This is a genomic window from Bradyrhizobium sp. Kon56 (assembly GCF_055807635.1).
In genome coordinates this window covers 533,460-557,942 of sequence record NZ_JBVVOU010000001.1, presented here as the reverse complement: position 1 = coordinate 557,942, position 24,483 = coordinate 533,460, and the positions used below count along the sequence as shown (strand labels likewise).

24 protein-coding genes are annotated in these 24,483 nt (G+C 64.6%); 8 read left to right on the top strand and 16 right to left on the bottom strand.

Annotated features, from left to right (window positions below):
* Positions 1–10: 10 nt before the first annotated feature.
* A complete protein-coding gene (locus tag AC0L3B_RS02515; protein WP_085352331.1) occupies positions 11–1,069 on the bottom strand; it encodes a YeiH family protein in 1,059 nt (352 codons plus the stop codon).
* 149 nt (positions 1,070–1,218) lie between these two features.
* Positions 1,219–1,398, bottom strand: a complete 180-nt coding sequence (locus AC0L3B_RS02510; RefSeq protein ID WP_231171117.1) for a hypothetical protein — start codon at positions 1,396–1,398, stop codon at positions 1,219–1,221.
* 240 nt (positions 1,399–1,638) lie between these two features.
* On the opposite strand from AC0L3B_RS02510, the gene AC0L3B_RS02505 reads away from it, so the two are divergent.
* Positions 1,639–2,274: a DsbA family protein gene (locus AC0L3B_RS02505; protein WP_473379958.1), complete on the top strand. Its 636-nt coding sequence runs from the start codon at positions 1,639–1,641 to the stop codon at positions 2,272–2,274.
* 9 nt (positions 2,275–2,283) lie between these two features.
* Here AC0L3B_RS02505 and ald read toward each other — a convergent pair whose 3' ends face one another.
* On the bottom strand, positions 2,284–3,399 hold the full coding sequence (gene ald / locus AC0L3B_RS02500) for an alanine dehydrogenase (RefSeq protein WP_018458604.1): 1,116 nt from the start codon (positions 3,397–3,399) through the stop codon (positions 2,284–2,286).
* A gap of 134 nt (positions 3,400–3,533) precedes the next feature.
* Here ald and AC0L3B_RS02495 point away from each other — a divergent pair, with 134 nt between their 5' ends.
* The 4 genes from AC0L3B_RS02495 (at position 3,534) to AC0L3B_RS02480 (ending at position 7,869) form a co-directional block, all read left to right on the top strand.
* Positions 3,534–4,013 (top strand): Lrp/AsnC family transcriptional regulator, encoded by a 480-nt coding sequence (locus tag AC0L3B_RS02495; RefSeq protein ID WP_018458603.1) that lies wholly within the window; start codon positions 3,534–3,536, stop codon positions 4,011–4,013.
* 139 nt (positions 4,014–4,152) lie between these two features.
* A complete protein-coding gene (locus AC0L3B_RS02490; protein WP_018458602.1) occupies positions 4,153–4,644 on the top strand; it encodes a (2Fe-2S)-binding protein in 492 nt (163 codons plus the stop codon).
* Positions 4,641–5,657 carry an FAD binding domain-containing protein gene (locus tag AC0L3B_RS02485; RefSeq protein WP_018458601.1) on the top strand — a complete coding sequence of 339 codons (1,017 nt, stop codon included), beginning with the start codon at positions 4,641–4,643 and terminating at the stop codon, positions 5,655–5,657. Before AC0L3B_RS02490 ends, AC0L3B_RS02485 begins: the two co-directional genes overlap by 4 nt.
* A gap of 7 nt (positions 5,658–5,664) precedes the next feature.
* Positions 5,665–7,869 (top strand): xanthine dehydrogenase family protein molybdopterin-binding subunit, encoded by a 2,205-nt coding sequence (locus AC0L3B_RS02480; RefSeq protein WP_018458600.1) that lies wholly within the window; start codon positions 5,665–5,667, stop codon positions 7,867–7,869.
* Positions 7,870–7,929: 60 nt separating this feature from the next.
* Here the strand turns inward: AC0L3B_RS02480 and AC0L3B_RS02475 are convergent, their stop codons facing one another.
* Together AC0L3B_RS02475 and AC0L3B_RS02470 are read right to left on the bottom strand one after the other, a co-directional pair.
* The gene (locus AC0L3B_RS02475) at positions 7,930–8,142 is read right to left on the bottom strand and encodes a hypothetical protein (protein WP_007608382.1); all 213 of its coding nucleotides are present in this window, start codon (positions 8,140–8,142) and stop codon (positions 7,930–7,932) included.
* Positions 8,143–8,327: 185 nt separating this feature from the next.
* A complete protein-coding gene (locus AC0L3B_RS02470) occupies positions 8,328–9,377 on the bottom strand; it encodes a hydroxyacid dehydrogenase (RefSeq protein WP_473379957.1) in 1,050 nt (349 codons plus the stop codon).
* Between the two features lie 278 nt (positions 9,378–9,655).
* Between AC0L3B_RS02470 and AC0L3B_RS02465 the strand changes: the two genes are divergently transcribed.
* The 3 genes from AC0L3B_RS02465 (at position 9,656) to AC0L3B_RS02455 (ending at position 11,290) form a co-directional block, all read left to right on the top strand.
* A complete protein-coding gene (locus AC0L3B_RS02465) occupies positions 9,656–10,222 on the top strand; it encodes a thiamine pyrophosphate-binding protein (RefSeq protein WP_026233617.1) in 567 nt (188 codons plus the stop codon).
* Between the two features lie 11 nt (positions 10,223–10,233).
* Positions 10,234–10,836, top strand: a complete 603-nt coding sequence (locus AC0L3B_RS02460) for a thiamine pyrophosphate-dependent enzyme (protein WP_018458596.1) — start codon at positions 10,234–10,236, stop codon at positions 10,834–10,836.
* A 76-nt stretch (positions 10,837–10,912) separates the two neighbouring features.
* Positions 10,913–11,290, top strand: coding sequence for a VanZ family protein (locus AC0L3B_RS02455; protein WP_018458595.1), 378 nt, complete (start codon positions 10,913–10,915; stop codon positions 11,288–11,290).
* A 43-nt stretch (positions 11,291–11,333) separates the two neighbouring features.
* Here the strand turns inward: AC0L3B_RS02455 and AC0L3B_RS02450 are convergent, their stop codons facing one another.
* The 11 genes from AC0L3B_RS02450 to AC0L3B_RS02400 all read right to left on the bottom strand — a co-directional run bounded on the left by AC0L3B_RS02450 (position 11,334) and on the right by AC0L3B_RS02400 (position 24,302).
* Positions 11,334–11,717 carry a DUF1236 domain-containing protein gene (locus tag AC0L3B_RS02450; protein WP_018458594.1) on the bottom strand — a complete coding sequence of 128 codons (384 nt, stop codon included), beginning with the start codon at positions 11,715–11,717 and terminating at the stop codon, positions 11,334–11,336.
* 115 nt (positions 11,718–11,832) lie between these two features.
* Positions 11,833–12,720: a 2-hydroxy-3-oxopropionate reductase gene (locus AC0L3B_RS02445; RefSeq protein WP_473379956.1), complete on the bottom strand. Its 888-nt coding sequence runs from the start codon at positions 12,718–12,720 to the stop codon at positions 11,833–11,835.
* 12 nt (positions 12,721–12,732) lie between these two features.
* A complete protein-coding gene (gene hyi, locus AC0L3B_RS02440) occupies positions 12,733–13,518 on the bottom strand; it encodes a hydroxypyruvate isomerase (RefSeq protein ID WP_018458592.1) in 786 nt (261 codons plus the stop codon).
* 12 nt (positions 13,519–13,530) lie between these two features.
* Complete coding sequence (gene gcl, locus AC0L3B_RS02435; RefSeq protein WP_018458591.1) at positions 13,531–15,321, bottom strand: glyoxylate carboligase; 1,791 nt, start codon at positions 15,319–15,321, stop codon at positions 13,531–13,533.
* Between the two features lie 153 nt (positions 15,322–15,474).
* Positions 15,475–17,277, bottom strand: a complete 1,803-nt coding sequence (locus AC0L3B_RS02430) for an adenine deaminase (protein ID WP_247490117.1) — start codon at positions 17,275–17,277, stop codon at positions 15,475–15,477.
* 85 nt (positions 17,278–17,362) lie between these two features.
* Positions 17,363–18,163, bottom strand: a complete 801-nt coding sequence (locus AC0L3B_RS02425; RefSeq protein WP_204510726.1) for an NYN domain-containing protein — start codon at positions 18,161–18,163, stop codon at positions 17,363–17,365.
* 52 nt (positions 18,164–18,215) lie between these two features.
* The gene (locus AC0L3B_RS02420) at positions 18,216–19,715 is read right to left on the bottom strand and encodes a tripartite tricarboxylate transporter permease (RefSeq protein ID WP_018458588.1); all 1,500 of its coding nucleotides are present in this window, start codon (positions 19,713–19,715) and stop codon (positions 18,216–18,218) included.
* Positions 19,715–20,200, bottom strand: coding sequence for a tripartite tricarboxylate transporter TctB family protein (locus AC0L3B_RS02415; RefSeq protein ID WP_204510725.1), 486 nt, complete (start codon positions 20,198–20,200; stop codon positions 19,715–19,717). Before AC0L3B_RS02415 ends, AC0L3B_RS02420 begins: the two co-directional genes overlap by 1 nt.
* On the bottom strand, positions 20,197–21,165 hold the full coding sequence (locus AC0L3B_RS02410) for a Bug family tripartite tricarboxylate transporter substrate binding protein (RefSeq protein WP_018458586.1): 969 nt from the start codon (positions 21,163–21,165) through the stop codon (positions 20,197–20,199). The genes AC0L3B_RS02415 and AC0L3B_RS02410 overlap by 4 nt, the downstream gene beginning before the upstream one ends.
* A 103-nt stretch (positions 21,166–21,268) precedes the next feature.
* Positions 21,269–22,111, bottom strand: coding sequence for an IclR family transcriptional regulator (locus tag AC0L3B_RS02405; protein WP_473379976.1), 843 nt, complete (start codon positions 22,109–22,111; stop codon positions 21,269–21,271).
* A 61-nt stretch (positions 22,112–22,172) separates the two neighbouring features.
* Complete coding sequence (locus tag AC0L3B_RS02400) at positions 22,173–24,302, bottom strand: acetate--CoA ligase family protein (RefSeq protein WP_018458584.1); 2,130 nt, start codon at positions 24,300–24,302, stop codon at positions 22,173–22,175.
* Positions 24,303–24,483: the final 181 nt, after the last annotated feature.

Below are 24,483 nucleotides of genomic sequence, written 5' to 3'. Positions count from 1 at the left end.
GCAGCTTGCCTTACTTGAACCAGTGCACCAGCGCGATGCTAATGCCGAGCAGCAGCAGTAGCGACAAGGTCACGGCCGCCGTCACCCGTCCCCCGACATTGGCAAGCACCTTCACATCGACGCCGAGGCCAAGCGCGGCCATCGATACCACCGTGAGAAAACCCGTGATCCGCGTGATCGGGGCAATCACCGTGGACGGCACGATCTCGAGCGAGCGCAAGGTCGCCAGCGCAAGGAAGCCGAGGATGAACCACGGGACCAGGCGGAAGAAGCCGACATTGGTCTTCTTGGCATCGCTGTGCCAGCGCGACGCCGTCAGCGAGAGGCCGACGACCACCGGCCCGAGCATCAGCACGCGCATCAGCTTGACGAGCGTGCCGATCTGCGTCGAGACGAGTCCCGCCGGCACCGTCGCAGCCAGCACCTGCGGCACGGCATAGACAGTGAGGCCTGCAAGGATGCCGTATTGCGTAGCCGATAGCTGCAGCAGCGGAATCAGCAGCGGCAGGCCGAGCACCATCATCACGCCGAGGATCGCGGTGAAGGAGATGGAGGATGCGATCTCGTCATTGTTGGCGCCGATGATCGGCGCCACCGCCGCAATCGCCGAATTGCCGCAGATCGAGTTTCCGCAGGCGATCAGGATCGAGAGCCGCGTCGAGAGACCAAGCAGCCGGCTGATGCCGAAGGAAACGCAGAGCGCGACCACAACGACGGCCGCGATCGAGGCCAACAGCGCGACGCCGGACGCCGCGATAGCAGCGAAGCTGATCGAGGCCCCCAGCAGCATGACGGCGACTTCGAGCAGCTGCTTGGCGCTGAAGGCGATGCCGGACTGCCAGCGCGGCGCGGGCTTCCAAAAGCTGCGCACAGCCATGCCGAGCAAGATCGCCATCACCAGCGCCTCGACATAGGGATGTTCGAAGATGCCCAATTCCGCCCGTTCGAGCAGGGCCGAAACGCCGGCCACGGCGATGCAGAGGAGGATCCCGGGAATCAGCGCGACGATGCGGCTGATGGCCGTGGTCCGCTTGGCGTCGGCCGGGCTGGATGCTTGATTCTGCGACACAAATCTCTCCCCAAGGAGAAGGATTTATACGCAGCGCCATCCGATTGGGGAATAAGTTTTCGACATATCAGGGCCGAGCGAAGTTCTATCCTCAATCCGGAATAATCTGGCTCGGAAGATCAGGCGCCCGTTGGAAGATCAGGCGCGCCTTAGAAGATCAGGCTCTTGGCCAGCGAGGCGACGCGGCTGAAGCCGTCATAGACGCCGGGCTCGAAGAAGGCCGCGCGCGCCAGCACGATACCGGCGACCAGCGACCAGAACAGCCCGGTGCCGACCCGCAGCAGCAGCTTTGACCCGCGCGAGCGCGGCTGGGTGTCCGTTGCGGACACCAATTGCTCGCCGAAAGGCTCAAACCTGGTGCGTTCCATAGCAGTCAATCCATCAATTTCTGATGGAAATGTCGTCGTTTCGGCCCCAAACAGCAATGGAAGCGATTGGCTTTTTTGCCTCCCGAAGAGGAAACTCCTTCCGCCGGACGGACCCGGGGCAATAGTTTTCTTCTTCCGGCCTATTTGAGCACCGGCGCCACGGCGAGCAGGTAGCGCCGCGCGTATGAAAGGAATCTGCCAATGCCAAACCCCCGCGTGCGCGTCTACACCGACTACAAGAGCTCCTACGCGTTCGTGGCCAACAAGCGCCTATTCGAACTGCAGGAGACGCACGGCGTCGAGCTCGAATGGCTGCCCTATACGCTGCGCGTTGCCGAATTCATGGGGACCGTGGAAGAGCGCACGCCGCATTTCTGGCGCAAGGTGCGCTACGCCTATATGGACGCCCGGCGCTATGCCAATGCGCAAGGGCTCGTCATGAAAGGGCCTAGGCGGATCTACGACGCGTTCTATTCCAGCGTCGGCATGCTGTTCGCCCAACAGCACCGCTTCTTCCGTCCGTATCACGACACGGTGTTTCGTCGGTTCTGGAGGCATGAGCTCGAGATCGACGATCTCGCCGCAATCACGGACGTCATCACGTCCTGCGGTGGCTCGGCCAGCAAGTTCGAAGCCTACGTCCATGGCCCCGCACGCGCCGAGCATGACCGCATCATCGACGAGGCCGAAGTGCTCGGCGTGTTCGGCGTGCCGACCATGGTGTTCAACGGCGAGCTGTTTTGGGGCGGCGACCGCATCGACGTGTTGATCGAACGCATCGAGAAGCCCGGGACGATCGAGGCAGCTCTCGGCAGCCGCCATCGCAAGCCGGCATGAGCAGCAACGCTACGCCGCTAGCCCGCTCTCCACCGGAGCAAACTCCAGCCCGAGGCTCTCCGCCACCGCCTTGTTGGTGATACGGCCGCGATGCACATTCAGCCCGTTGCGCAGGTGTGGATTTTCCAAGATCGCAGCAAAACCCTTGTTCGCGAGCATCAAGCCGAACGGCAGCGTCGCGTTGTTCAGCGCCTGGCTCGACGTCACCGGCACCGCGCCGGGCATATTGGCCACGCAATAATGCACGATGCCGTCGACAAGATAGGTCGGATCGGCATGCGTGGTCGGGTGCGAGGTCTCGAAGCAGCCGCCCTGATCGATCGCGACGTCGACCAGCACGGCGCCTGGGCGCATCGATGTCAGCATCGCACGCGTGACGAGCTTGGGCGCACTCGCGCCCGGCACCAGTACCGCGCCGATCACGACGTCGGCGGCGAACACCTCCTCCTCGACCGACTCGATGGTGGAGAAGCGGGTGCGCACGCGTCCGACAAAGAGATCATCAAGCTCCCGCAACCTTGGAATGGAGCGGTCGATCACGGTGACTTCGGCGCCAAGGCCCGCGGCCATGCGCGCGGCTTGCGTTCCCACCACGCCGCCGCCGAGCACGACGACCCGCGCCGGCTGCACGCCAGGGACACCGCCCAGCAGCAGCCCGCGACCGCCAGCGGAGCGCTTGAGCGCGGCGCCGGCGGCCTCGATAGCGAGGCGGCCGGCGACTTCGCTCATCGGCGCAAGCAGGGGGAGGTGACCGGCCGCGTCGGTGACGGTTTCATAGGCGATCGCAGTACAGCCGGAGGCGAGCAAACCCCTGGCCTGTTCGGGATCCGGCGCAAGATGAAGGTAAGTAAACAGGATCTGGCCTTCGCGGAGCTGGGGCCACTCGCTTGTCTGCGGCTCCTTCACCTTCACGATCATGTCGGACTTCGCGAAGATGTCGCGCGCGCTCTCGGCAATGGTGGCCCCTGCCCGCCGGTAGTCTTCGTCGGAGGCGCCGATGCCGCCGCCCGCACCGGTCTCGACCGTCACCTCGTGCCCCGCGGCGACATATTCGCGGACCGCACCCGGGGTGAGCCCGACGCGATATTCCTGCACTTTGATTTCCTTGGGCACACCGACGCGCATCCCGGGCCTCCTTGTGATTCACCTCATGATCGTAGCGACGTGCCCTGTTTGGTTTCGTGCAAATATCCGCTAGCTTTGGCCTCCCTGCGCCGGTTTCCGGCGCGCAAACGCCCTTTCACGCTGGAAACGAAACCTTGGCCCTCGACAGGAAAGATCTCGCCATCCTCGCGGAGCTCACGACCAACGCGCGGGCCAGTCACACCGAGCTCGCGCACAAGGTCGGGCTATCAAGCACCGCGCTCGCGCGGCGGCAGAAGGCGCTGCAAGACGACGGCTATATCCAGGGCTATCAGGCCACGCTCGACCTCGCGCAGTTCGGCCTCACCACCACGGTGCTGGTCCGTATCGCGCTGGAAAGCCAGAGCGATGAGGCGCTGAAGGCGTTCGAGGCGGAGGTGGTGAAATGCCCGTCCGTCGTGCGCTGCTTCCTGATGTCGGGGACCGACGACTACATCCTGATCGTGCTCGCCCGCGATATCCAGGATTTCGAGCGCATCCACCGCATGGAGCTGTCGCGCCTGCCGCGCGTCGCGAGGGTACAATCGAGCTTCGCGCTGCGCGAAGTTGTCGACCGCGCCGTGCCGAATGTGGTGTTCGGCGAAGCAAAGCGCTGACCGCAACCTCTCGGAAAGGCGAACTGCTGGCAAGGAACCAACCGGTCGGTGGTCCGTTGGGCGCTATTGGCCGGCGGAGGCGTGCCCCCGCGTCAACACGGCTGACGTCCGGCACGGTCGCCGTCGCAGGGAGCAGGACATGGGCGATGTCACGCATCAGATTTCCGAACGCATTCCGATCCATCTTGTCGTCAACGGCGTCAGTCACACGCTCGATCTCGTGCCATGGACCACATTGCTCGATGCCTTGCGGGACCATCTTGCACTGAGCGGCACCAAGAAGGGCTGCGACCATGGTCAGTGCGGCGCCTGCACGGTGCTGGTGGACGGCCGGCGCGTCAATTCCTGTCTCACGCTCGCCGTCATGAAGGACGGCGCGGAGATCACGACTGTCGAAGGTCTTGCCAAGGATGGCGCGCTGCATCCCCTGCAACAGGCGTTCATCGACCATGACGCCTTCCAGTGCGGCTATTGCACGCCGGGACAGATATGCTCGGCGGCCGGACTGCTCGCCGAAGGCCGTGCCAAAGATACCGACGAGATCCGGGAGCTGATGAGCGGAAACCTTTGCCGCTGCGGCGCCTATCCAAACATCGTCGCCGCCATCCAGCAGGCAATGGGCCAGCCATGAACAACTTCCAGTACGCTCGAGCCACTGATGTCGCCGACGCCATCCGCTTGCTCGCCGCCGGTCCCGGCGCCAAACTGATTGCCGGCGGCACCAATCTGATCGACCTGATGAAAGAGAATGTCGAGCGCCCCTCCCGGCTGATCGACATTTCCCGCCTGCCGCTCCGCAAGGTCGAAGAGACGCCCGACGGGTCCTTGCGCATCGGCGCCTTGGTGCCGAACTCGGACCTCGCCTATCATCCATTGATCGAGCAGCGCTATCCCCTGCTCGCCAGCGCCATCCTGGCCGGCGCCTCGGCGCAACTGCGCAACATGGCATCGGTCGGCGGCAATCTGATGCAACGAACGCGCTGCGCTTATTTCTATGACACGGCCACGCCGTGCAACAAGCGACATCCCGGCAGCGGCTGCTCGGCAATGGACGGGCTGAACCGCAACCATGGGATCCTGGGCACGAGCGCCGCCTGCATCGCGACCAATCCATCCGACATGAGCGTGGCGCTCGCCGCGCTCGATGCGCTCGTGCACATCGCGGGTCCCTCCGGCGAACGCACCATCGCGCTGACCGATCTCCATCGGCTGCCCGGCGACAAGCCTCATGTCGATACCAATCTCGGCACCGGCGAGATCATCACCGGGATTGAGCTTCCGCCGCGCGGCTTTGCTCAAAACTACAGCTATCTAAAAATTCGCGACCGGATGTCTTATGCTTTTGCTTTGGTCTCGGTTGCCGCCGCGCTCGAATTGGAGGGCAACGCGATCAGCGGGGCACGCGTGGCGGTCGGCGGCGTGGCTCACAAGCCTTGGCGCAGCCTCGAGGCCGAAGCTACGTTGCGCGGCCAGGCCGCAACGCCCGATCACTTCTCGCACGCCGCGGATCTCTTGCTCCAGGGAGCAACAGCCCGCTCACATAACGGCTTCAAGGTCGAGCTCGCACGCCGCGCCATCGTGCGGACGCTGACACAGGCGGCGAACGCCACGCCGCAATCTCAGGCGCACAAGAAGATCGCGTGAGGACCCCATGAACGCTTATGTCGGAACGCCAACGTCGCGTGTCGACGGCCGGGCCAAGGTCACCGGCGCCGCCAAATACGCCGGCGAATTTCCAGCCGACAAGCTCCTCCATGGCTTCGTGGTCGAGGCCATCATTCCATGCGGGCGCATTGCCCGCCTCGACGCGAGCGAGGCGTTGAAGGTCGAGGGCGTACTCAACGTGCTCACGCATGCGAACCGTCCGCCGCTGGCCGACAAGGACGAGGCGTGGAAGGACGAGGTGGCGCCCGAGGAAGGCTCGCCTTTCCGTCCGCTTTATGATGACAAGATCAAGTTCAATGGCCAGCCGATCGCACTTGTCGTCGCAGAGGACTGGGAAACCGCGAAATTCGCCGCGACGCTCGTGCGGGTCGAATATGAGCAGCATGGTTTTGCAACCGACCTCGAAGGCGAACGCAGCAACGCCGCCGAGAAGAACGAGCCGCATAAACCGCGGGGCGACGCCGCAGCCGCCCTTGCGGGAGCTGATGTGCGCCACGAGGCGGACTACGTGATACCGACCGAGCATCACAACCCGATGGAGCTCTATGCGACCACGGCGGTCTGGGACAGCAATGGCAAGCTCACGATCTACGACAAGACCCAAGGCGTCCAGAACGTCCACAAATTTCTCTGCAGCGTGTTCGACAAGAAGCCGGACGACATTCGCGTGGTCTCGCCGTACGTCGGCGGCGCCTTCGGCTCCGGCTTGCGGCCGCAATATCAGGTGGTGTTGGCAACACTCGGCGCGCTCGCGCTGAAGCGGTCCGTTCGCGTCGTACTGACGCGGCAGCAGATGTACGGGCTCGGCTACCGGCCGATGACCATCGAGCGCGTCGGGCTCGGCGCAAGATCCGATGGCGCCCTCGACGCGGTCACGCACGAGGCGATTGCCGTCACCTCGCGCTATGAGGATTTTGCCCGCAACGATACCGGCTGGGCCGAACAGCTCTACAAGAGCCCGAACAGCCGCTTCTCCCACAAGCTGGTGCACCTTGACGTCTCCACCCCCTGCGACATGCGCGCACCGGGCGCTGCGTCGGGCGTCTGCGCGCTGGAATGCGCGATGGACGAGCTCGCCGTCGCACTCAAGCTCGACCCGATCGAATTGCGGCTGAAGTGCTACTCGGATCGCGACCAGAGCGAAAACCTGCCCTACACCAGCAAGCAGTTGCGCGAATGCTACGCGCGCGGCGCGGACGCCTTCGGCTGGAGCAGACGCGATCCTGCGCCGCGCTCGATGCGCGACGGCAAGGATCTGATCGGCTGGGGCATGGCGACGGGTGTGTGGGAAGCACTGCAGATGCCGGTCGCCGTCCGTATCGTGCTGACGTCGAACGGACATGCCGAGGTGTCCTGCGCCGCATCCGACATCGGCACCGGCACCTACACCATTGTGGCTCAGGTCGCAGCCGATGCGCTCGGCCTGCCGATTGAGAACATCAGCGTCCGGCTCGCAGATTCCAGTCTGCCGCAGGCGCCTGTGGAGGGCGGCTCCTGGATGGCCGCTTCGAGCGCGCATGCGGTGCTCGCAGCCGCCGAGGAAGTGCGCAAGGAACTGTTACGCCTGGCCGGGAAGATGCCAGGCTCGCCGCTCGCCGGCGCCGAGCTAGCCGATACGGTGCTGACCGACGGCAGCATTGCCAGCTCCAGCAACAACAGCCGCGCGGTCTCGATCGCCGACGCGATGCGTCACGGCGGCGTCGAACGCATCGAGAAGGAAAAGCTCAATCAATTCGGCGAGGACAAGAAGCACGCGCGTAACACCCACTCGGCCGTCTTCGCCGAGGTCAAGGTGGACGAAGAGCTAAACGTCATTCGCGTGACGCGGGTCGTGAGCGCCGTCGCGGCCGGGCGGATTCTCAACACCAAGACAGGCCGCAGCCAGATCATGGGCGGCGTGGTCTGGGGGATTGGGATGGCCCTGCACGAGGAGACGGTGATGGATCACCGCTTCGGGCGGATCATGAACGCGAACATCGCCGAGTACCACATTCCCGTGAATGCCGATGTTCACGACATCGACGTGATCTTCGTCGACGAGCCGGACGCGCACATCAACGCGCTCGGCATCAAGGGGCTGGGAGAGATCGGCATCGTCGGCGTTCCCGCCGCGATCGCGAACGCCGTCTATCACGCCACCGGCAAACGCATCCGTCGATTTCCGATCACACTGGACAAGCTGCTCGACTGAGACGGTGCAGCAGTCCCCTCTCGGCGCCGGCGTCACCTCACGGCGCCCGGCCGCCAGGCCTCACGAGGGAAAGTCAGCCGGTCTGACTTGGATGCGGTCGGCATGCAGCGACCAGTGGTGCAACGCCTGATCCTCGCAAAACCTCGCCTTCGCCCGCTCTCTGGCTTCGTCCTCGTCGGAAGCGTCGATCTCGAGCGTGCCCTGGCACACCTCGATCTGCCGGCCGTACTGGCCGAGCACGTCCTTCATGAACCTGACCACATAAGTTGACATGGGACCTCCTGCCTGCCCCGGCGGCGCTCACTCTTATCCCATTTAGGCGGAATCCGGGAGGGAGATTTTGACACGGATCAAAGTCGGGCGCGGTTCCCCCCGCCGATCGTTCCGTGGCGCGTAGCGCTAACCGGGACATTGGGCAGCAGGAGCATCGCACCCCGGAAGGACAGAGCGACTGTCAACTACGCCGGCGTCACACCAAACGCCTGCTTGAATCGCTCCACATAGCGTGGCCAGACCTCCGGATTGATGATGCGCGGCGGCCGCTTGCCATCGAGCGTATCCAGCACCTGCTCGGCCGCGATGCGGCCCATGTTCTGCCGCGCCTCGATCGTGACGCCCGCGGTATGCGGGCTCGCCAGCACGTTGTCGAGCTGGAGCAGCGGATGCTCCGGCGGCGGCGGCTCCTTGGACCAGACGTCGAGACCGGCGCCCGCAATGCGCTTCTCGCGCAAGGCCTGGAGCAGCGCATCCTCATCGTGGATGAAGCCGCGCGCCGTGGTGATAAAGTACGCATGCGGCTGCATCAACGCAAATTCGCGCACGCTGATCATGTTGCGGCTGCGCTTGTCGAGCGGGCAGGAGATGGAGACGAAATCGGCGCGGCGCAGCAGCTCGTCGAGCTCGACCTTCTCGCCGCCCCGCTCGGCCATCACCTCGGCCGTGAGGTGAGGATCGTAGGCCAGCACCTTCATGCCGAACAGGCCCTTGCACAGCGCGGCGATGCGGCGACCGACATTGCCGAGGCCGACGATGCCGACGGTCTTGTGCTCGATCTCGTTGCCGACGAGTTCGTTGCGGTTGACGTTGGACTCCCTGCGGAGCTTGCGGTCGGACTGGATGATGCGCTTGGACAGCGTCAACATCATCGCCAGCGCATGCTCGGCGACCGAGTGGGCGTTGCCGCCGGACTGGTTGACGACCAGCACGCCGGCATCGGTGCAAGCCTCGACATCGACAGGATCGAATCCCGCGCCGTTGCTGGAGACGAGCAGCAGGTTCGGCGCGCGCCTCAGGAAGGCAGCATCGACATGGAAGTGCGGGGCCAGTTCGTCACGGGCGGCGCCGATCTGGTAGACATGAGCCGCCTCGATGATCGGCGCGAAATATTCCTCGGGGCTCTCGTTCTCGATGCGATCGAGCCGGACGTCGGGCCGCGCCTTCAGGATGTCGATATAGATCGGATTGGCCAGATATTTGACGTAGAAGACGCGCTTGCTGTTGACGGACATCAGGACCCTTCCGGCTTTCTCCAGGAGATCCGCAGGGCCAGCGCTTCGCGCGCTCCTGTCATGCGTTCTTCCGTTCTCTTGTTGTTGCCGCTTATGACACGGCGGCACCGGCTGCGGCAGGCCGTCTGGCGCAGATCACGGTGCAGTCCGGACATGTTGACAATCCCGCTGCCTGCGTCAAGTTCGGCAGACCGCCGCGACGGCCAAGACAAGGGCTAAGACGACGCCTAAGACAATGGCAAAGACCAAGAAGCATGCGCGGCCGAAGGGAGAACGCAATGCCGATTGCGGAGCAACAAACCTCGTCCGAGGCGGCGCAGACCTCCAGTGACAAGAGCTGGCACGGCATCATCCTGCAAACCTTAAAGCGGAATGAGATCAGCCTCGTCCCTTACGTGCCCGACCGCGTGCTGACGCCGCTGATCAAGAACCTGCACGCCGATCAGTTCTTCACCACCTTTGCCACCGCCCGCGAGGAGGAGGCCGTCGGCATCGTCTCGGGCGCCTGGATGGGCGGACGGCGCGGTGCGGTGCTGATGCAGACCTCAGGCTTTGCGACGCTCGCCAACGTGCTGGCCTCGCTCGCGGTGCCCTACCAGATTCCGCTTATCATGTTCGTGTCCGAGCGCGGCACGCTCGGCGAGTTCAACTACGGCCAGTCACTGGTCTGCCGCACCATGCGTCCGGTGCTGGATTCGCTGGCGCTGGAGCATCACACCATCACCCGGCTCGACGAGCTCGAATTCATTGCCGATCGTTCGATCAAGCAGGCCGTCACGACGCAGGCGCCAGTCGCGCTGATCCTCAACCCGCTGCTCACGGGCGGCAAGGTGTTCGACAAGTGAGTCCGGCCCAAATGAATACAGACGTGCGCAACACCAAAGTGATGAACCGCTTCGACGTCACCTCGCGCCTGATCGCGAAACTCGAGCACGAGGAAGCCGTGATCGGCGGCATCGGCAACACCAATTTCGACCTCTGGGCCGCCGGCCACCGTGCGCAAAATTTCTACATGCTCGGCAGCATGGGGCTCGCCTTCCCGATCGCGCTGGGCGTGGCGCTGGCGCAGCCGGACCGGCGCGTCTTTGCGCTCGAAGGCGACGGCTCGCTGCTGATGCAGCTCGGCGCACTCTCGACGATCGCGGCGTTGAAGCCGAAGAACCTCATCATGATCGTGATGGACAACGGCATCTACCAGATCACGGGCGCGCAGCCGACACCGGCCGCGAACGTGGCTGACATCGTCGCCATCGCAACCGGCTCCGGGCTTGCCAACAGCGCCTGGGCCGCGGACGAGGCGGATTTCGAGCGTCTGGTCGAGGAAGCCATGTCGGCCGGCGAGCCCAGCCTGATCGCCGTCCGCATCGATGACAAGCCCGGCGTCGGCGCCACCCGACGCGATCCCGTACAAATCCGGGAACGCTTCATGCACGGCCTTGGCGTGCGCGAGCCACTTTAACGGTTCGTCATTAACTACACGGCGATCTGATCCTGGCGCCTCGGCAGGCTGCTGCAATCCGTGCTAAGCGGTGCGGATGTCCATTTTGCTTCGCTCCTCTGCCTGGCTGCTTGCCGCCGCCGTCGCCTTTGCAACCCTCGGCCCGCCAGGCCTACGGCCCCATTCCGACCTTGGCCAGGACGGCGAACATGCCCTTGCCTTCGTCCTGGTGGGACTAGCCTTCGGCCTCGCCTATCCGCGCCGCCGCCTGTCGGCCACAGCGATCGCCGTGGTGCTGATCGGCCTGCTGGAACTGATGCAATTCTGGGCACCGGGACGGCATGCGCGGCTGGAGGACTTTCTGGTCGATGCCGGCACCACCTGCATCGGTTTCGCGCTGGCGGCCATCGCCGATTGGGCCATGACGCGGTTTCGCGCAAATCCGGCCCTGACGAGTCAAGGCCCCGCGGAGTGACGCTCCGCAGGGCCCGTCTCTTCAAAGCTCACGCTCCGGTCGATCAGTCGATGATCTTAACGACGCGGCGCGTGCGCGGCTCCACGATCACGCGGCGATCGTTCACGACCGCATAGCGATATTCGGTGTAGTTCGGCACGGGCCGCAGCACCACGGTCGGCGGCAGTGGCTCGCCGACCACGACGCGCTCGTGGACCACGACGGAATCATCGCGCGGAATTCCGCCGAGGATCGCATTCGGGATTTCCAGACCAGCGCCGACCGCCGCACCGACGGTACCACCGACCATCGCTCCGACCGGGCCGCCGATGTCGCCGCCCGCGCGAGCGCCGTCCCTGGCGCCCTGTTCGGTCGTCGACTGGGCAAAGGCTGCACTCGACGCCAGCAGCGACGCGGCAGCGAACGTAATCGCAAGACGGGTCTTCATGTGCTTATGTCTCCAGTGATTGTTGTGCGCCTTCAACCGCGGGGCCGGATCATTGTTCCGGTTCCCCGCCGGATCTAGGCAGAACTACAAGTGGAGACTGTTACCTGGTAACAGTTCAGGCTGCGGCGATCTCGTGCCGCGCCATCAGTTCCAGCGCACGCACCATTGCCGAGTGATCCCAACCCTTGCCGCCATGTGCGGTGCAAGACGAGAACAATTGCTGCGCCACTGCCGTGCTTGGCAGTGACAGGCCGAGCGCGCGGGCGCCTTCAAGCGCGAGGTTGAGATCCTTCTGATGCAGCTCGATGCGGAAGCCGGGATCGAAATTGCGCTTCACCATGCGCTCGCCATGCACTTCGAGAATCCGCGACGACGCAAAGCCGCCCATCAGGGCCTGCCGCACCAGCGCCGGATCCGCACCGGCTTTCGACGCGAACAGCAGCGCTTCGCTGACCGCCTCGATCGTCAACGCGACGATGATCTGGTTGGCGACCTTCGTCGTCTGGCCGTCGCCATTGGCGCCGACCCGGGTGACGTTCTTCCCCATCCGGTCGAAGATCGGCTTCATGGTGTTGAAGGCGCGCTCGGGGCCACCCACCATGATGGTGAGGCTTGCCGCCTTGGCACCGACCTCCCCGCCTGACACCGGTGCGTCGAGATAATCCGCGCCGAGCGCCTCGATCTTCTTCGCAAACTCCTTGGTCGCCAGCGGCGAGATTGAGCTCATGTCGACCACGATCTTCCCCTTGGAAATGCTGCCCGCGACGCCGTCCTTGCCGAACAGCACGGCCTCCACATGCGGCGTATCCGGCACCATGATGATGACCGCATCCGCCTCCTCCGCGACCTCCTTGCTTGACTTGCAGCCAACGCCGCCGGCCGCGATCAGCCCGGGCGCGACCGGCCCGACATCGTGCAGGAGAACGCGATGGCCTGCGGTCAGAAGATGGCCGGCCATCGGCCGTCCCATGGTGCCAAGTCCGATAAAGCCGATGTCGATCATGTCAACGTTTCCTCAGGTCTCGAACGTCTGCGCCGCGTGCCAGGACAGGCCTTCCAGCGTCGTGGTGCGCGGCTTGTATTCGCAGCCGACCCAGCCGCGGTAACCGATCGCGTCGAGATGGCGGAACAGGAAGGGATAGTTGATCTCGCCGGTGCCAGGCTCGTGACGGCCGGGGTTGTCGGCGAGCTGGATGTGCGCGATCTGCGGCAGGTATTCCTGCATAGTACGGGCGAGGTCGCCCTCCATGATCTGCATGTGGTAGATGTCGTACTGGACGAACAGATTGTTCGAGCGCACCTCGGAGATCAGCTGCACGGCCTGCTCGGTGCCGTTCAGAAAGAAGCCGGGGATGTCGAGCGTGTTGATCGGCTCGATCAGCAGCTTGATGTTTTCCCGCGCCAGCGTCGACGCCGCAAAGCGCAGATTCCCGACCAGCGTTTCGTTGAGCTCACGCGGATCGGCATCCGCAGGCGCGATGCCGACGAGACAGTTGAGCTGCTCGCAATCGAGCGCCTTGGCATAGTCGATGGCGCGAAACACGCCGTCCCTGAACTCGCTGATACGATCAGGCAGGATCGCGATGCCGCGCTCGCCCGCCGCCCAATTGCCGGCCGGCAGATTGTGCAGCACCTGCGTCAGCCCATGGCCGTCGAGTTGCTCGCGCAGCTGCGCCTTGTCGAATTCGTAGGGGAAGAGGTACTCGACCCCGCCGAAGCCCGCTGCTTTGGCCGCTGCGAAGCGGTCCACGAACGGCATTTCGTTGAAGAGCATGGTGAGGTTGGCGGCGAATTTCGGCATGATGCTATCTCCCTATTCCGCCGGCTGCAGCACGCCGGGCCGCGCGGTCGCGACCTCGTCGAGCGGCAGATCCAGCACCTCCTCGAATTCGACGATGTTGTCGATTTCCGTGCCCATCGCGATGTTGGTGACGCGTTCGAGGATGAACTCGACCATCACGGGCACGCGATGCTTGGCCATCCATTCGCGCGCGGTCGCGAACGCCGCCTGCGAGTCCTTCGGGTCGGTGACGCGGATCGCCTTGCAGCCGAGCCCTTCGGCGACAGCGACGTGATCGACACCGTAGCCGCCGAGCTCGGGCGCGTTGATGTTCTCGAACGAGAGCTGGACGTGATAGTCCATGTCGAAGCCGCGCTGGGCTTGGCGGATCAGGCCGAGATAGGAATTGTTCACGACGACGTGGATGTAGGGCAGATTGAATTGCGCCCCGACTGCGAGCTCCTCGATCAGGAATTGGAAATCGTAGTCGCCTGAGAGCGCGACGATATCACGATCCGGACACGCCGCGCGCACGCCGAGCGCCGCGGGTAGCGTCCAGCCGAGCGGGCCCGCCTGCCCGGCATTGATCCAGTTGCGCGGCTTGTAGACGCCCAGGAACTGCGCGCCGGCGATCTGCGACAGGCCGATCACGGAGACGTAGCAGGTGTCACGGCCAAACGCCTTGGTCATCTCCTCGTAGACGCGCTGGGGCTTGATCGGGACGTTATCGAAATGGCTCTTGCGCAACATTGTCTTCTTCCGGTCGCGGCAGGCAGCGGGCCACGCCTGGCGCTCGCGCAACCTGCCGGACCGGCGCCACTCCCTGGCGACGGTGACGAAGAGTTCGAGAGCGGCCTTCGCGTCCGAGACGATGCCGAGATCGGGATTGAACACGCGCCCGATCTGCGTCGGCTCGATGTCGACATGCACGAAGGTGCGCCCCTTGGTGTAGGTCTCGACCGAGCCGGTGTGGCGGTTGGCCCAGCGATTGCCGATGCCGAGCACGAAATCGGATTCGAGCATGGTGGCATTGCCGTAACGGTGGCTGGTCTGAAGACCGACCATGCCGGCCATCAGCACGTGGTCGTCGGGGATGGCCCCCCAGCCCATCAGCGTCGGCACGACCGGCACGTTGGCAATCTCGGCGAATTCCACCAGCAGATCCGAGGCGTCGGCATTGATCACGCCGCCGCCCGCGACGATCAGCGGCCGTTCGGCCGCATTGAGCATCTCCAGCGCCTTCTCGACCTGCTTGCGGGTCGCGGTCGGCTTGTAGACCGGCAATGGCTCATAGGTCTCGTCGTCGAACTCGATCTCGGCGAGCTGCACGTCGAGCGGCATGTCGATCAGCACCGGGCCGGGCCTTCCCGAGCGCATCACGTGAAACGCCTGGCTGAACACGCGGGGCACCAGCGCCGGCTCGCGCACCGTCACCGCCCATTTGGTCACGGGCTTTGCGATCGACTCGATGTCGACGGCCTGGAAATCCTCCTTGTAGAGCCGCGCGCGCGGCGCCTGCCCGGTGATGCAGAGGATCGGGATGGAATCAGCGATCGCGGAATAGAGCCCGGTGATCATGTCGGTCCCGGCCGGCCCCGAGGTGCCGATGCAGACGCCGATATTGCCGGCCTTGGCCCGCGTATAGCCCTCGGCCATGTGCGAGGCACCCTCGACATGGCGCGCCAGGATATGGCGGATCGAGCCGCGCTTCTTCAGCGCCGAGTAAAGCGGATTGATCGCGGCCCCGGGAACGCCGAAGGCAGTCGAGATGCCCTCCTTCTCCAGAATTCGCACGGCAGCATCGATGGCTCGCATCTTCGCCATATCGGACCTCGCTTGAGTTGCATTGGCTCGAGCGAGATCATCGGGCCCGCGAGGGCTTCACTCAACGAGATCGATTTTATTTTCCACGATGCGGCAGCCGCGGGAAAAACGTGGCGGTCTCAATCGGTTAGATCGAGATATCCGTGAAAGCGATCACTCGAACAGCGGCGCCAGCTGCATCTGCGGCACCAGCACGAGGCCCTTGTCGGTGATACGAATTTCCGGAATGACCGATAGCGGAATCAGATTGAAACCCATGTAGGGGATGGTGCAGCCGGCCTCCGCCCATTCCTTCTTCAGCGCCTTGACCTCTTCCGCCACCTCCGTGACGCGCTTGTCGGACAAGAGCCCAGCGATCGGCAGCGGCACTAGCGCCCTCACCTTGCCCTCGGCGACGAGGCAGACGGCGCCCTGTTGCTCCTTGATGGCGGCGACCGCGACCTGCATATCGGCCTCGTTGGTGCCGGCAACGATGATGTTGTGGCTGTCGTGCCCGACGCTGGAGGCGACCGCGCCGCGCTTCAGTCCAAAGTCCTTCAACAGGCCGTAGGCGACATTGCCGGCCGACTTGCCGTGGCGTTCGACCACCGTGACGAAGCATAGGCCGTAGCGGGCGAACAGTGAGGGCCAGTCCTTTGCGGGCTCGATCGCGATCTTCTCATGGATCAGCGTGATGCCGGGCAACGCGGTCTTGATCGCGTTGACAGTGCAGGCCTTCGCCGGCAGCTCCGGCGTCAGCTTGACCTTCTCGGGCAGCTTCACCGTCGCATAGGCCGCCTGCGGATATTGATAGCGCTGCGACAGCGCCTGCTCGAGCTTCGGCGTGATTTTTCGGTTTTCGACCACGAGTTCGCCGCCATACCAGGTGCATTGCGGCTTCAGATTGTCGTCCATCAGCACCAGATCGGCGCGGCGCCCGCCGCCGAGCCCGCCGATATCGCTGTCCATGTTGAAGCGCGTCGCGCCATGCAGCGAGCCCATCGACCAGGCCTGCTCCGGCGACATCCCTGCTTTCACGGCTTCGCGCACCACCCAGTCGAGACCGAACAGCAGGAGATCGTCGGCGTCGCGATCGTCGGTGCACACGGCCGTGCGCTTGTGCGAGGCGCCGAGCTCGGTGATGGTCCGGATCGCCTGCGGCAGCGAGTGCCAGGGCGTGGTCGGCGGTCCCCCGCGCAGGAACACCCAGACCCCGGCATCGAGCAGATCGTCGGCGATGTCGCGGTCGATCGCCTCATGGGTGTCGGTGATGCCGCTCGCCGCATAGGCCGCAACGAAGTCGCGGCCATAGATATGGCCGGACACCGGCCGGCCGCGCTTCAGGGCGGCAGCGAGGATGGCGTGGCTTCGCTCATCGCCCATGGTGACAGGCACGAAATCCATCTTCTCGCCGAGCCCGACGGCTTCCGGCCAACGGTCGAACAGGCCGGCGATCTTGTCGGGCGTCAGATCGCCGCCCGCAGTCTCCAGTGCGGCCGAAGTCGCAGGAACCGTCGAGGGCACCGTCAGGAAGATCGAGAGCGGAGCCTCGCGTGCGTCCTCCAGCATCGCCTCGACGCCGACGACGTCCATGACGTTGCCGATCTCGTGGCTGTCGCAGAAGATTGTGGTGGTGCCGTTGAGCAGGGCGGCCTCGGCATAGGCGCAGGCCGTCACCATCGAGGATTCGATGTGGATGTGCGGATCGACCAGCCCCGGCGCGATGATGCCGCCCGCCGCGTCGTAAACCGGCACGTCGCCGAAGACATTCTTCGCAGCGCCGGCCGGCTTCATCGCAGCAATGCGGCCGCCGGTGATCCAGATTTCGCGGTTCGCATGGATGCGCTCCGAATAGGTCGAGAGCACCCGCGCGCCGGTGACGACGAGATCCGGCGCGACACGCGCCGAGGCCACATCGGCGAGACGCCGGGTCATCGAATGCAGCGGTGCGACGGCGAAGCGGGTAAGTCTGGTCATCAGAACCCTCGCGTGGCGTTATGGCCCTGCGATGGTTACGCCCTGCGCCCGACCGGGCAAGCGCAAATATAACGGCAGGCTCTGCTTACGCTTTAGGCGGAGAAGCGCCTGCCGCCGCTGGCCTCCCAGGTCTGCGCGAGTTCCGTCGTCGCGGGGCCGGTGCGGCAGCGGGCTTGACCCGAATCCGCATCGACCTCCCGTTCTGCTCGTCAATCTCGAACGCATTCGTCTTGCGCACGAGGTCACTCAGCTTGCGGAAGCCAAACGTTCGCGGATCGAAATCGGACGCGAGATTGGCGAGCTGGCGGCCAACTTCCCCGAGCGTCACCCAGCCGTCCTCGCTCTCCATCTGGGTGATGACCTTCTTGATGATGGGGGTTGCGGCATCGAGCGGCTGAAGCGACGTCGATCTCGAGGCGGCGTCCTGGGTGTTCGCTGGGGCGGCAAGCAAGTTCTCCGTGTAGACGAACCTTCGACAGGCCTGCCGGAAGCTCTCCGGCGTCTTCTGTTCGCCGAACCCAAAGACGTCGATGCCCTGCTCCCGGATGCGGGCGGCCAGACGGGTGAAATCGCTGTCCGACGACACCAGGCAAAAGCCATCGAACCGGCCGCTGTGAAGCAGGTCCATTGCGTCGATGACCAGCGTGATGTCGGAGGCATTCTTCCCCGTCGTATAGGCGAACTGCTGCTGCGGGATGATGGCGTGTTTGGACAGGATGTCGGCCCAGCCCCTCGACCTGGCATTGGAGAAGTCGCCGTAGATGCGGCGAACGCTGGCCTCGCCGATCTTGGCAATCTCCTCGAACAGCCCATCGGCGATCTTTGCCGAAGCATTGTCTGCATCGATCAGGACAGCGAGACGGGGCGAACGGAGCTCTGACGGCATGACTTTTCCTACGAGATGAACGTAACATTAGAAGACGCTCGCGGCGGAATGGCTAGTCCTCGTTCGCCTTGAAGCGTCCCATCCCTTTCAGCACGAAGGGTGCCAGCAGCGCGATGAACGCCAGCGCAAGCAGCGTCGCCGAGATCGGGCTCTGGAGCAACGTCATGGGATCGCCGAGACTGATCGCGAGCGCGCGACGCAGCTGGCTCTCGGCGATCGGGCCGAGAATCAGGCCGACCACGACGGGCGCGATCGGAAAATCGAACCGCCGCATCAGAAAGCCGAGCACGCCGAAGCCGGCCAGCATCGACAGTTCGACCACCGACGGCTTTGCGGCGATGGTGCCCATGGTCGCGAACACGAGGATGCCGGCATAGAGCCACGGCTGCGGGATCGCCAGCAGCCGCACCCATAGGCCAACCAGCGGCAGATTGAGCACCAGCAGCATGCAATTGGCGATGAACAGGCTCGCGATCAGGCCCCACACGAGGTCGGGCCGCTCAGCGAACAGCAGCGGCCCCGGGTTGAGGCCGTATTGCTGGAAGCCCGCCAGCATCATCGCGGCCGTCGCCGAGGTCGGCAATCCCAACGTCAAGAGCGGCACCAGCGTGCCGGCAGCCGAAGCGTTGTTGGCGGCCTCCGGTCCTGCGACACCTTCGATCGCGCCCTTGCCGAATTCTTCGGGGTATTTGGTCAGTCGCTTCTCGCAGGAATAGGACAGGAAAGTCGGGATCTCCGCGCCGCCGGCAGGCAGCGCACCGATTGGGAAGCCGAACATGGTGCCGCGCAACCACGGCTTCCACGATCGCTTCCAGTCTTCCTTGGTCATCCACAGCGAGCCGCGCACCGGCTCGAGCTTCTCTTCGGTGTGGTGGCGGCGCGATGCGACGTAGAGCGCCTCGCCCACCGCGAACAGGCCGACCGCGAGCGTCGTCACCTCGACGCCGTCGAGCAGCTCGGGCACCCCGAACGCAAGCCGCGCCTGACCGGTCAGCTTGTCGATACCGACGAGACCTAATGTCAGACCAATAAACAGGCTGGTCAGGCCGCGGATCGGGGAATCGCCGAAGGTCGCCGACACCGTGACGAAGGCGACGCACATCAGCGCGAAATAATCCTCCGGGCCAAAGCGCACGGCGAAATCGACCAACCACGGCGCGAGAAAGGCAAGCCCGATGGTGGCGATGGTGCCGGCGACGAAGGAGCCGATCGCGGAGGTCGCGAGCGCCGGCCCGCCGCGGCCGGCCTTGGCCATCTTGTTGCCTTCGAGCGCCGTCGCCATCGAGGCGCTCTCGCCGGGCGTGTTGATCAAGATGGCCGTAGTCGATCCGCCATACATGCCGCCGTAATAGATGCCGGCAAACATGATCAGCGAACCGCCAGGATCGAGCTTGTACGTCACCGGCAGCAGCAGCGCGACCGTCAACGCCGGGCCGATGCCGGGCAGCACGCCCACGGCGGTGCCGAGGAATACGCCGATCAGGGCGTAGAGGAGATTCATCGGCTGGACGGCGACCGCCATGCCGTGGGCCAGCGCCGCGAAAGTTTCCATCACAGCAGTCGCTCCAGGGGGCCGGCCGGAAGACTCAACGTCAACAGGCGGTCGAACGCGAGGTAAATGAGGGTCGACATCACGAGGGCGATGGCGGAATCGACGAGGACAGCCCGGCGCCCAAATGCCGCCGAGGTCGTGACGAACAGCGCCGACGTCGCCAGGATGAACCCGCCGCCGAAGCCGATGATGGCAATCAGCAGCGCAAGGCCGGCGAGGATCAAGACCACAGGCACGGGATCTGCGCTCTCGCGCGCTGGCAGACCGCCGCGCAGCGCGTCAACGAGATTGCCGATCGCGAGCAGCGCGAGGCCGGAGGCGATCACGACCGGCATGGCTTCCGGCCCCATCCCGTACATCGCGGTCGATTGCAGGCCGTGCGCATCCCAGACCAGCACCGCGGCAAGACCTGCGAGCAGCGCGGCGATGACGACGCCGGCGCGATCGACGCGCCGCGGTGGCTGGACGGGATCGCCTGAGGTCATGACTTGACCAGGCCGACTGATCTCAGCACGTCCGTCACACGCACCGTTTCTTTCTTCAGGAAGTCGGCGAAGGCGTCGCCGCCGAGATAGGCATCCTCCCAGCCCTTCTGCTTGAGAATGTCTTTCCAGGCGTCCGACTTCACCATCTTCTCGACCGCGTCGCTCAGCGTCTTGCGCTGCTCCGGCGTGATTCCGGGAGGCGCGACCACCGAACGCCAGTTGGCGATCACGAGGTCGATGCCCTGCTCCTTGAAGGTCGGGATGTCGCTGCCTGGAATGCGTTTCTCCGAGGTCACGCCGATCGCGCGCAGCTTGCCCGACTTGATCTGCCCATCATATTCGCTGAGGCCGGAAATGCCGGCAGTGACCTTCGCGCCGAGAATGGCGGCGAGCGACTCGCCGCCGCCCGAGAACGGGATGTAGTTGATCTTCTTCGCGTCGGCGCCAACGGCGCCGGCGAACAATGCTGCCATCACATGATCGACGCCACCGGCCGAGCCCCCGGCGAAGGTCACTTTGGCGATGTCGGCCTTCACCGCTGCGGCCAGATCCTGCGCGGTCTTGATCGGAGAATTCGCCGGCACCACGATCACCTGGATTTCCTCGGTGAGGCGCGCGATCGGCGTCACCTGCTCGAGCGTGACGGGTGATTTGTTCATGGCGAGCGCGCCCACCATGACGAAGCCGTTGACCATCAGCTGGTTGCCGTCGCCCTTGGCGCCGTTGACGAACTGCGCGATGCCGACACTGCCGCCTGCGCCGGGAACGTTGGTGACCTGCACGCTGCGTGCGACGCCGGCAGCGACCAGCGCCTGCTGCATCGAGCGCGCGGTCTGGTCCCAACCACCGCCCGGCGCCGCAGGTGCCATCAGCTTGAGCTCGAGCTGCTGGGCAAAGGCCGGCGTGGCTGCCGCAAGGGTCAGCGCGACGGCTGCGCCGACGAGGCGCGCGGGAAGTTGAAACATGGGACGTCTCCGGGCTCATGCGGACGTTTGCCGCATCGTGTCGTTTGGTCGCATATCAGCCAAAACGGCCGACACTGTCCAGTGACATACCCCCGGTTTCCGATTAGCGGGGCGTCGGAATTGCCCCGCCGAGCGCTGCCGTCAGTTCGGCGGCAACATCACGGACGATTTGCCCGATTTCCGGTAACCGCTGATCGGTCAGCCGGCTGGTCATGCCGGACACCGAAATCGCAGCAAGCGGCTCGGCGCAGGCGTTGTAGACCACCGCTGCAACGCAGCGCAGACCCATGCAGGCCTCTTCATCATCCAGCGCGTAGCCTTGCTTGCGGATCTTTTCGAGCTCCTTGAACAGGTCGCTCGGCCGCACGATCGATTTCTCGGTCAGGCGTGGCATGCCGTGATGGCGGATGACGGCGCCGACGTCCTCGTCGGAATAGGTCGCGAGCACCGCCTTGCCGACGCCGGAGGTCACCATCGGAACGCGGCCGCCGACTTGGGTCAGCGAGCGCATGATCTCGCGGCTCTCCATCCGGGTCAGCACGATGACGAACTCGTCGTCGACCACGGCGAGATTGGCGGTCTCGCGGGTAAGATCACGCAGCTTGCGCAAGTAAGGAATGGCCTGGGCACTGAAATTGCGCCGCCGCGCAAAGCTCGCGCCCACCGTGAAGCTGCGCACGCCGACATGCCATTTGGATTCGGCGCGGTCGAACTGCACGAAGCGGCGGCTTTCCAGCGTCGCCAGCAGGCGATGCACGGTCGAGGCCGAGAGCCCGGTGCGGACGGCGAGATCGCTGAGGCGATAGCCTTCGTCGTCTTCGGACAATGTCTCGAGGATCGACAGCGCGCGATCGACGGACTGCACGCCGCCGTCGCGCGCGTCGCGATCGGCCGCCGATGGCGATCGGGGCTCGATCGATTTGCGCCGGATCACGTTCCTGCCCATCGCGACCTGACTGTTCTCACCTCTCCCCGCGCGCGGGGAGAGGTGAAGCGGCATCGTCGGCTCAGAGCAGCCCTGCTCCGCGCGCCCATTTGTACTTGGCACCGAGGACCTCGACCGGCAGTTCGGTCGAGTAGGCATAGGCCGGAATGCCGTTCTGGTAGAGATATTCGGCGGCTTCCTCAACCTCGACGTCGCCGGCGAGCGAGGCGACGATCGGCTTCACGAAGCCCTTGGCCTCCATCTCCTTCTTCACCTCGACCATGTTGCGGGCGAACACCATCGGCGGCGTGACGATGGTGTGCCAGTAGCCGAGGATCAGCGAGTGGATGCGCTCGTCCGTCAGGCCGAGTTTTACGGTGTTGACGTAGGTGATCGGCGGCTCACCGCCGGTGATGTCCACGGGATTTCCGGCCGCGCCAAACGGCGGGATGAACTTGCGGAAGGCCGCATCCAGATCCGGCGGCATCGACATCAGCGACAAGCCGTTGTCGACGCAGGAGTCCGACAACAGCACGCCCGAACCGCCTGCACCGGTAATGATCAGCACGTTCTCGCCCTTCGGCGTCGGCAGCACCGGCACGCCCCGCGCGAATTCGAGCAGCTGCCGCAAGCTACGGGCGCGGATCACGCCGGACTGGGCCAGGACATCCTCGTAGATCTTGTCGTTGCCGGCGAGCGCGCCGGTGTGCGACGAGGCCGCCTTGGCACCGGCGGAGGTGCGGCCGGCCTTGAGCACGATGACCGGTTTTTTCTTGGAGACGCGTTTTGCGGCTTCCGCAAAGGCGCGGCCGTCCTTGAGGTCTTCGCAGTGCTGCGCGATCAGGTTCGTGTTCGGATCCTGCTCGAAGAAGGCGAGCAGATCGTCCTCGTCGATGTCGGACTTGTTGCCGAGGCCGACGATCGCCGACACGCCCATCTTGGCCGAACGGGAGAAGCCGATGATGGCCATGCCGATGCCGCCCGATTGCGAAGACAGTGCCGCGTGGCCCTTGACATCATAGGCGGTGCAGAAGGTCGCGCAGAGATTGGCAGGCGTATAATAGAAGCCGTAGATGTTCGGTCCCATCAGGCGGATGTCGTACTTCTTGCCGACTTCGACGATCTCGGCCTGGAGCTCCGGCGCGCCGGCTTCCGCGAAGCCCGACGGAATCAGAACCGCGCCGGGAATTTTCTTCTCGCCGCATTCGGTGAGCGCCGCGGCCACGAACTTCGCGGGAATTGCGAACACCGCGGTGTCGATCACACCGGGCACGTCCTTGACGCTCTTGTAGGCCTTGTAGCCGAGGATCTCGGCGGCCTTGGGATGGATCGGGTAGATGTCGCCCTTGTAGCCGCCGTTGATGAGGTTCTTCATCACGGAATTGCCGATCTTGCCGTCTTCGGCCGAAGCGCCGACCACGGCAACCGCCTTCGGCTGCATGATGCGGCTCATCGCCGCGACGATCTCTTCGGTCGGGCGCGGCTTCGGCTTGGGCACGTAAGCGAAGTCGACGACGATGCGGACGTCGGCCGCGATCGCGTCCTTGGCCGTCGCGAACACCGGGTTGAGATCGAGCTCGACGATCTCGGGGAAATCGGTGACGAGCTGCGAGACCTTGACGATGACATCGGCGAGCGCCGTGCGGTTCACCGGCTCGCCGCCGCGAACGCCCTTCAAAATTTCATGCGCCTGGATGCCGTCGAGCATCGACAGCGCATCTTGCTTGGTCGCGGGCGCGAGGCGGAAGGTAATGTCCTTCAGGACTTCGACCAGCACGCCGCCGAGGCCGAAGGCAACCAGCTTGCCGAACGAGGCGTCGGTGATCGACCCCACGATCACTTCGGTGCCGCCGGCCAGCATCTGCTGCACCTGGACACCCTCGATCTTGGCATCGGACTTGTACTTCCTGGCGTTGGAGAGAATCGTCTCGTAGGCCTTCTCGGCGTCTTCGGCCGTCTTGAGGCCGACGATGACACCGCCGGCTTCGGTCTTGTGGAGAATGTCCGGCGAGACGATCTTCATCACCACCGGAAACCCCATCGAGGCGGCCATTTTGCCGGCCTCGCCGGCCGACTTCGCCACACCCTCCTTCGGCACCGCAATGCCGTAGGCGTCGCAGACCAGCTTGCCTTCCGGCGCGGTCAGGCTGGTGCGCTTGTCCGCCTTGACCTGGTCAAGCACCTTGCGGACGGCATCTTTGGAATTGGACATGTGGCTTCTCCCTTGACCTTGGTTCTTGCGTTCTCAAAGCGCGCGCGCGTTGCGGCTGCCCGTGATGCTTTCCATTCGCCGCGCTCTGTTCCATGTCGCGGAACGGAGTGGCATAAAGCCGAGATTACTCCGCCGGCTTGGATCAAAAATGGCTGGCGATGGCATTTGGTATGCCAGAAGC

What these genes read in the sequence shown, in the direction of transcription:
- AC0L3B_RS02505 (WP_473379958.1), top strand. Translation starts at nt 1,639, where the DNA reads ATGCCAAACCCCCGCGTGCGCGTCTACACCGACTACAAGAGCTCCTAC.
- ald (WP_018458604.1), bottom strand. Translation starts at nt 3,399, where the DNA reads ATGCGCGTCGGTGTGCCCAAGGAAATCAAAGTGCAGGAATATCGCGTC.
- AC0L3B_RS02490 (WP_018458602.1), top strand. Translation starts at nt 4,153, where the DNA reads ATGGGCGATGTCACGCATCAGATTTCCGAACGCATTCCGATCCATCTT.
- AC0L3B_RS02485 (WP_018458601.1), top strand. Translation starts at nt 4,641, where the DNA reads ATGAACAACTTCCAGTACGCTCGAGCCACTGATGTCGCCGACGCCATC.
- AC0L3B_RS02480 (WP_018458600.1), top strand. Translation starts at nt 5,665, where the DNA reads ATGAACGCTTATGTCGGAACGCCAACGTCGCGTGTCGACGGCCGGGCC.
- AC0L3B_RS02475 (WP_007608382.1), bottom strand. Translation starts at nt 8,142, where the DNA reads ATGTCAACTTATGTGGTCAGGTTCATGAAGGACGTGCTCGGCCAGTAC.
- AC0L3B_RS02470 (WP_473379957.1), bottom strand. Translation starts at nt 9,377, where the DNA reads ATGTCCGTCAACAGCAAGCGCGTCTTCTACGTCAAATATCTGGCCAAT.
- AC0L3B_RS02465 (WP_026233617.1), top strand. Translation starts at nt 9,656, where the DNA reads ATGCCGATTGCGGAGCAACAAACCTCGTCCGAGGCGGCGCAGACCTCC.
- AC0L3B_RS02460 (WP_018458596.1), top strand. Translation starts at nt 10,234, where the DNA reads ATGAATACAGACGTGCGCAACACCAAAGTGATGAACCGCTTCGACGTC.
- AC0L3B_RS02455 (WP_018458595.1), top strand. Translation starts at nt 10,913, where the DNA reads ATGTCCATTTTGCTTCGCTCCTCTGCCTGGCTGCTTGCCGCCGCCGTC.
- AC0L3B_RS02450 (WP_018458594.1), bottom strand. Translation starts at nt 11,717, where the DNA reads ATGAAGACCCGTCTTGCGATTACGTTCGCTGCCGCGTCGCTGCTGGCG.
- AC0L3B_RS02445 (WP_473379956.1), bottom strand. Translation starts at nt 12,720, where the DNA reads ATGATCGACATCGGCTTTATCGGACTTGGCACCATGGGACGGCCGATG.
- hyi (WP_018458592.1), bottom strand. Translation starts at nt 13,518, where the DNA reads ATGCCGAAATTCGCCGCCAACCTCACCATGCTCTTCAACGAAATGCCG.
- gcl (WP_018458591.1), bottom strand. Translation starts at nt 15,321, where the DNA reads ATGGCGAAGATGCGAGCCATCGATGCTGCCGTGCGAATTCTGGAGAAG.
- AC0L3B_RS02430 (WP_247490117.1), bottom strand. Translation starts at nt 17,277, where the DNA reads ATGACCAGACTTACCCGCTTCGCCGTCGCACCGCTGCATTCGATGACC.
- AC0L3B_RS02425 (WP_204510726.1), bottom strand. Translation starts at nt 18,163, where the DNA reads ATGCCGTCAGAGCTCCGTTCGCCCCGTCTCGCTGTCCTGATCGATGCA.
- AC0L3B_RS02420 (WP_018458588.1), bottom strand. Translation starts at nt 19,715, where the DNA reads ATGGAAACTTTCGCGGCGCTGGCCCACGGCATGGCGGTCGCCGTCCAG.
- AC0L3B_RS02415 (WP_204510725.1), bottom strand. Translation starts at nt 20,200, where the DNA reads ATGACCTCAGGCGATCCCGTCCAGCCACCGCGGCGCGTCGATCGCGCC.
- AC0L3B_RS02410 (WP_018458586.1), bottom strand. Translation starts at nt 21,165, where the DNA reads ATGTTTCAACTTCCCGCGCGCCTCGTCGGCGCAGCCGTCGCGCTGACC.
- AC0L3B_RS02405 (WP_473379976.1), bottom strand. Translation starts at nt 22,111, where the DNA reads ATGGGCAGGAACGTGATCCGGCGCAAATCGATCGAGCCCCGATCGCCA.
- AC0L3B_RS02400 (WP_018458584.1), bottom strand. Translation starts at nt 24,302, where the DNA reads ATGTCCAATTCCAAAGATGCCGTCCGCAAGGTGCTTGACCAGGTCAAG.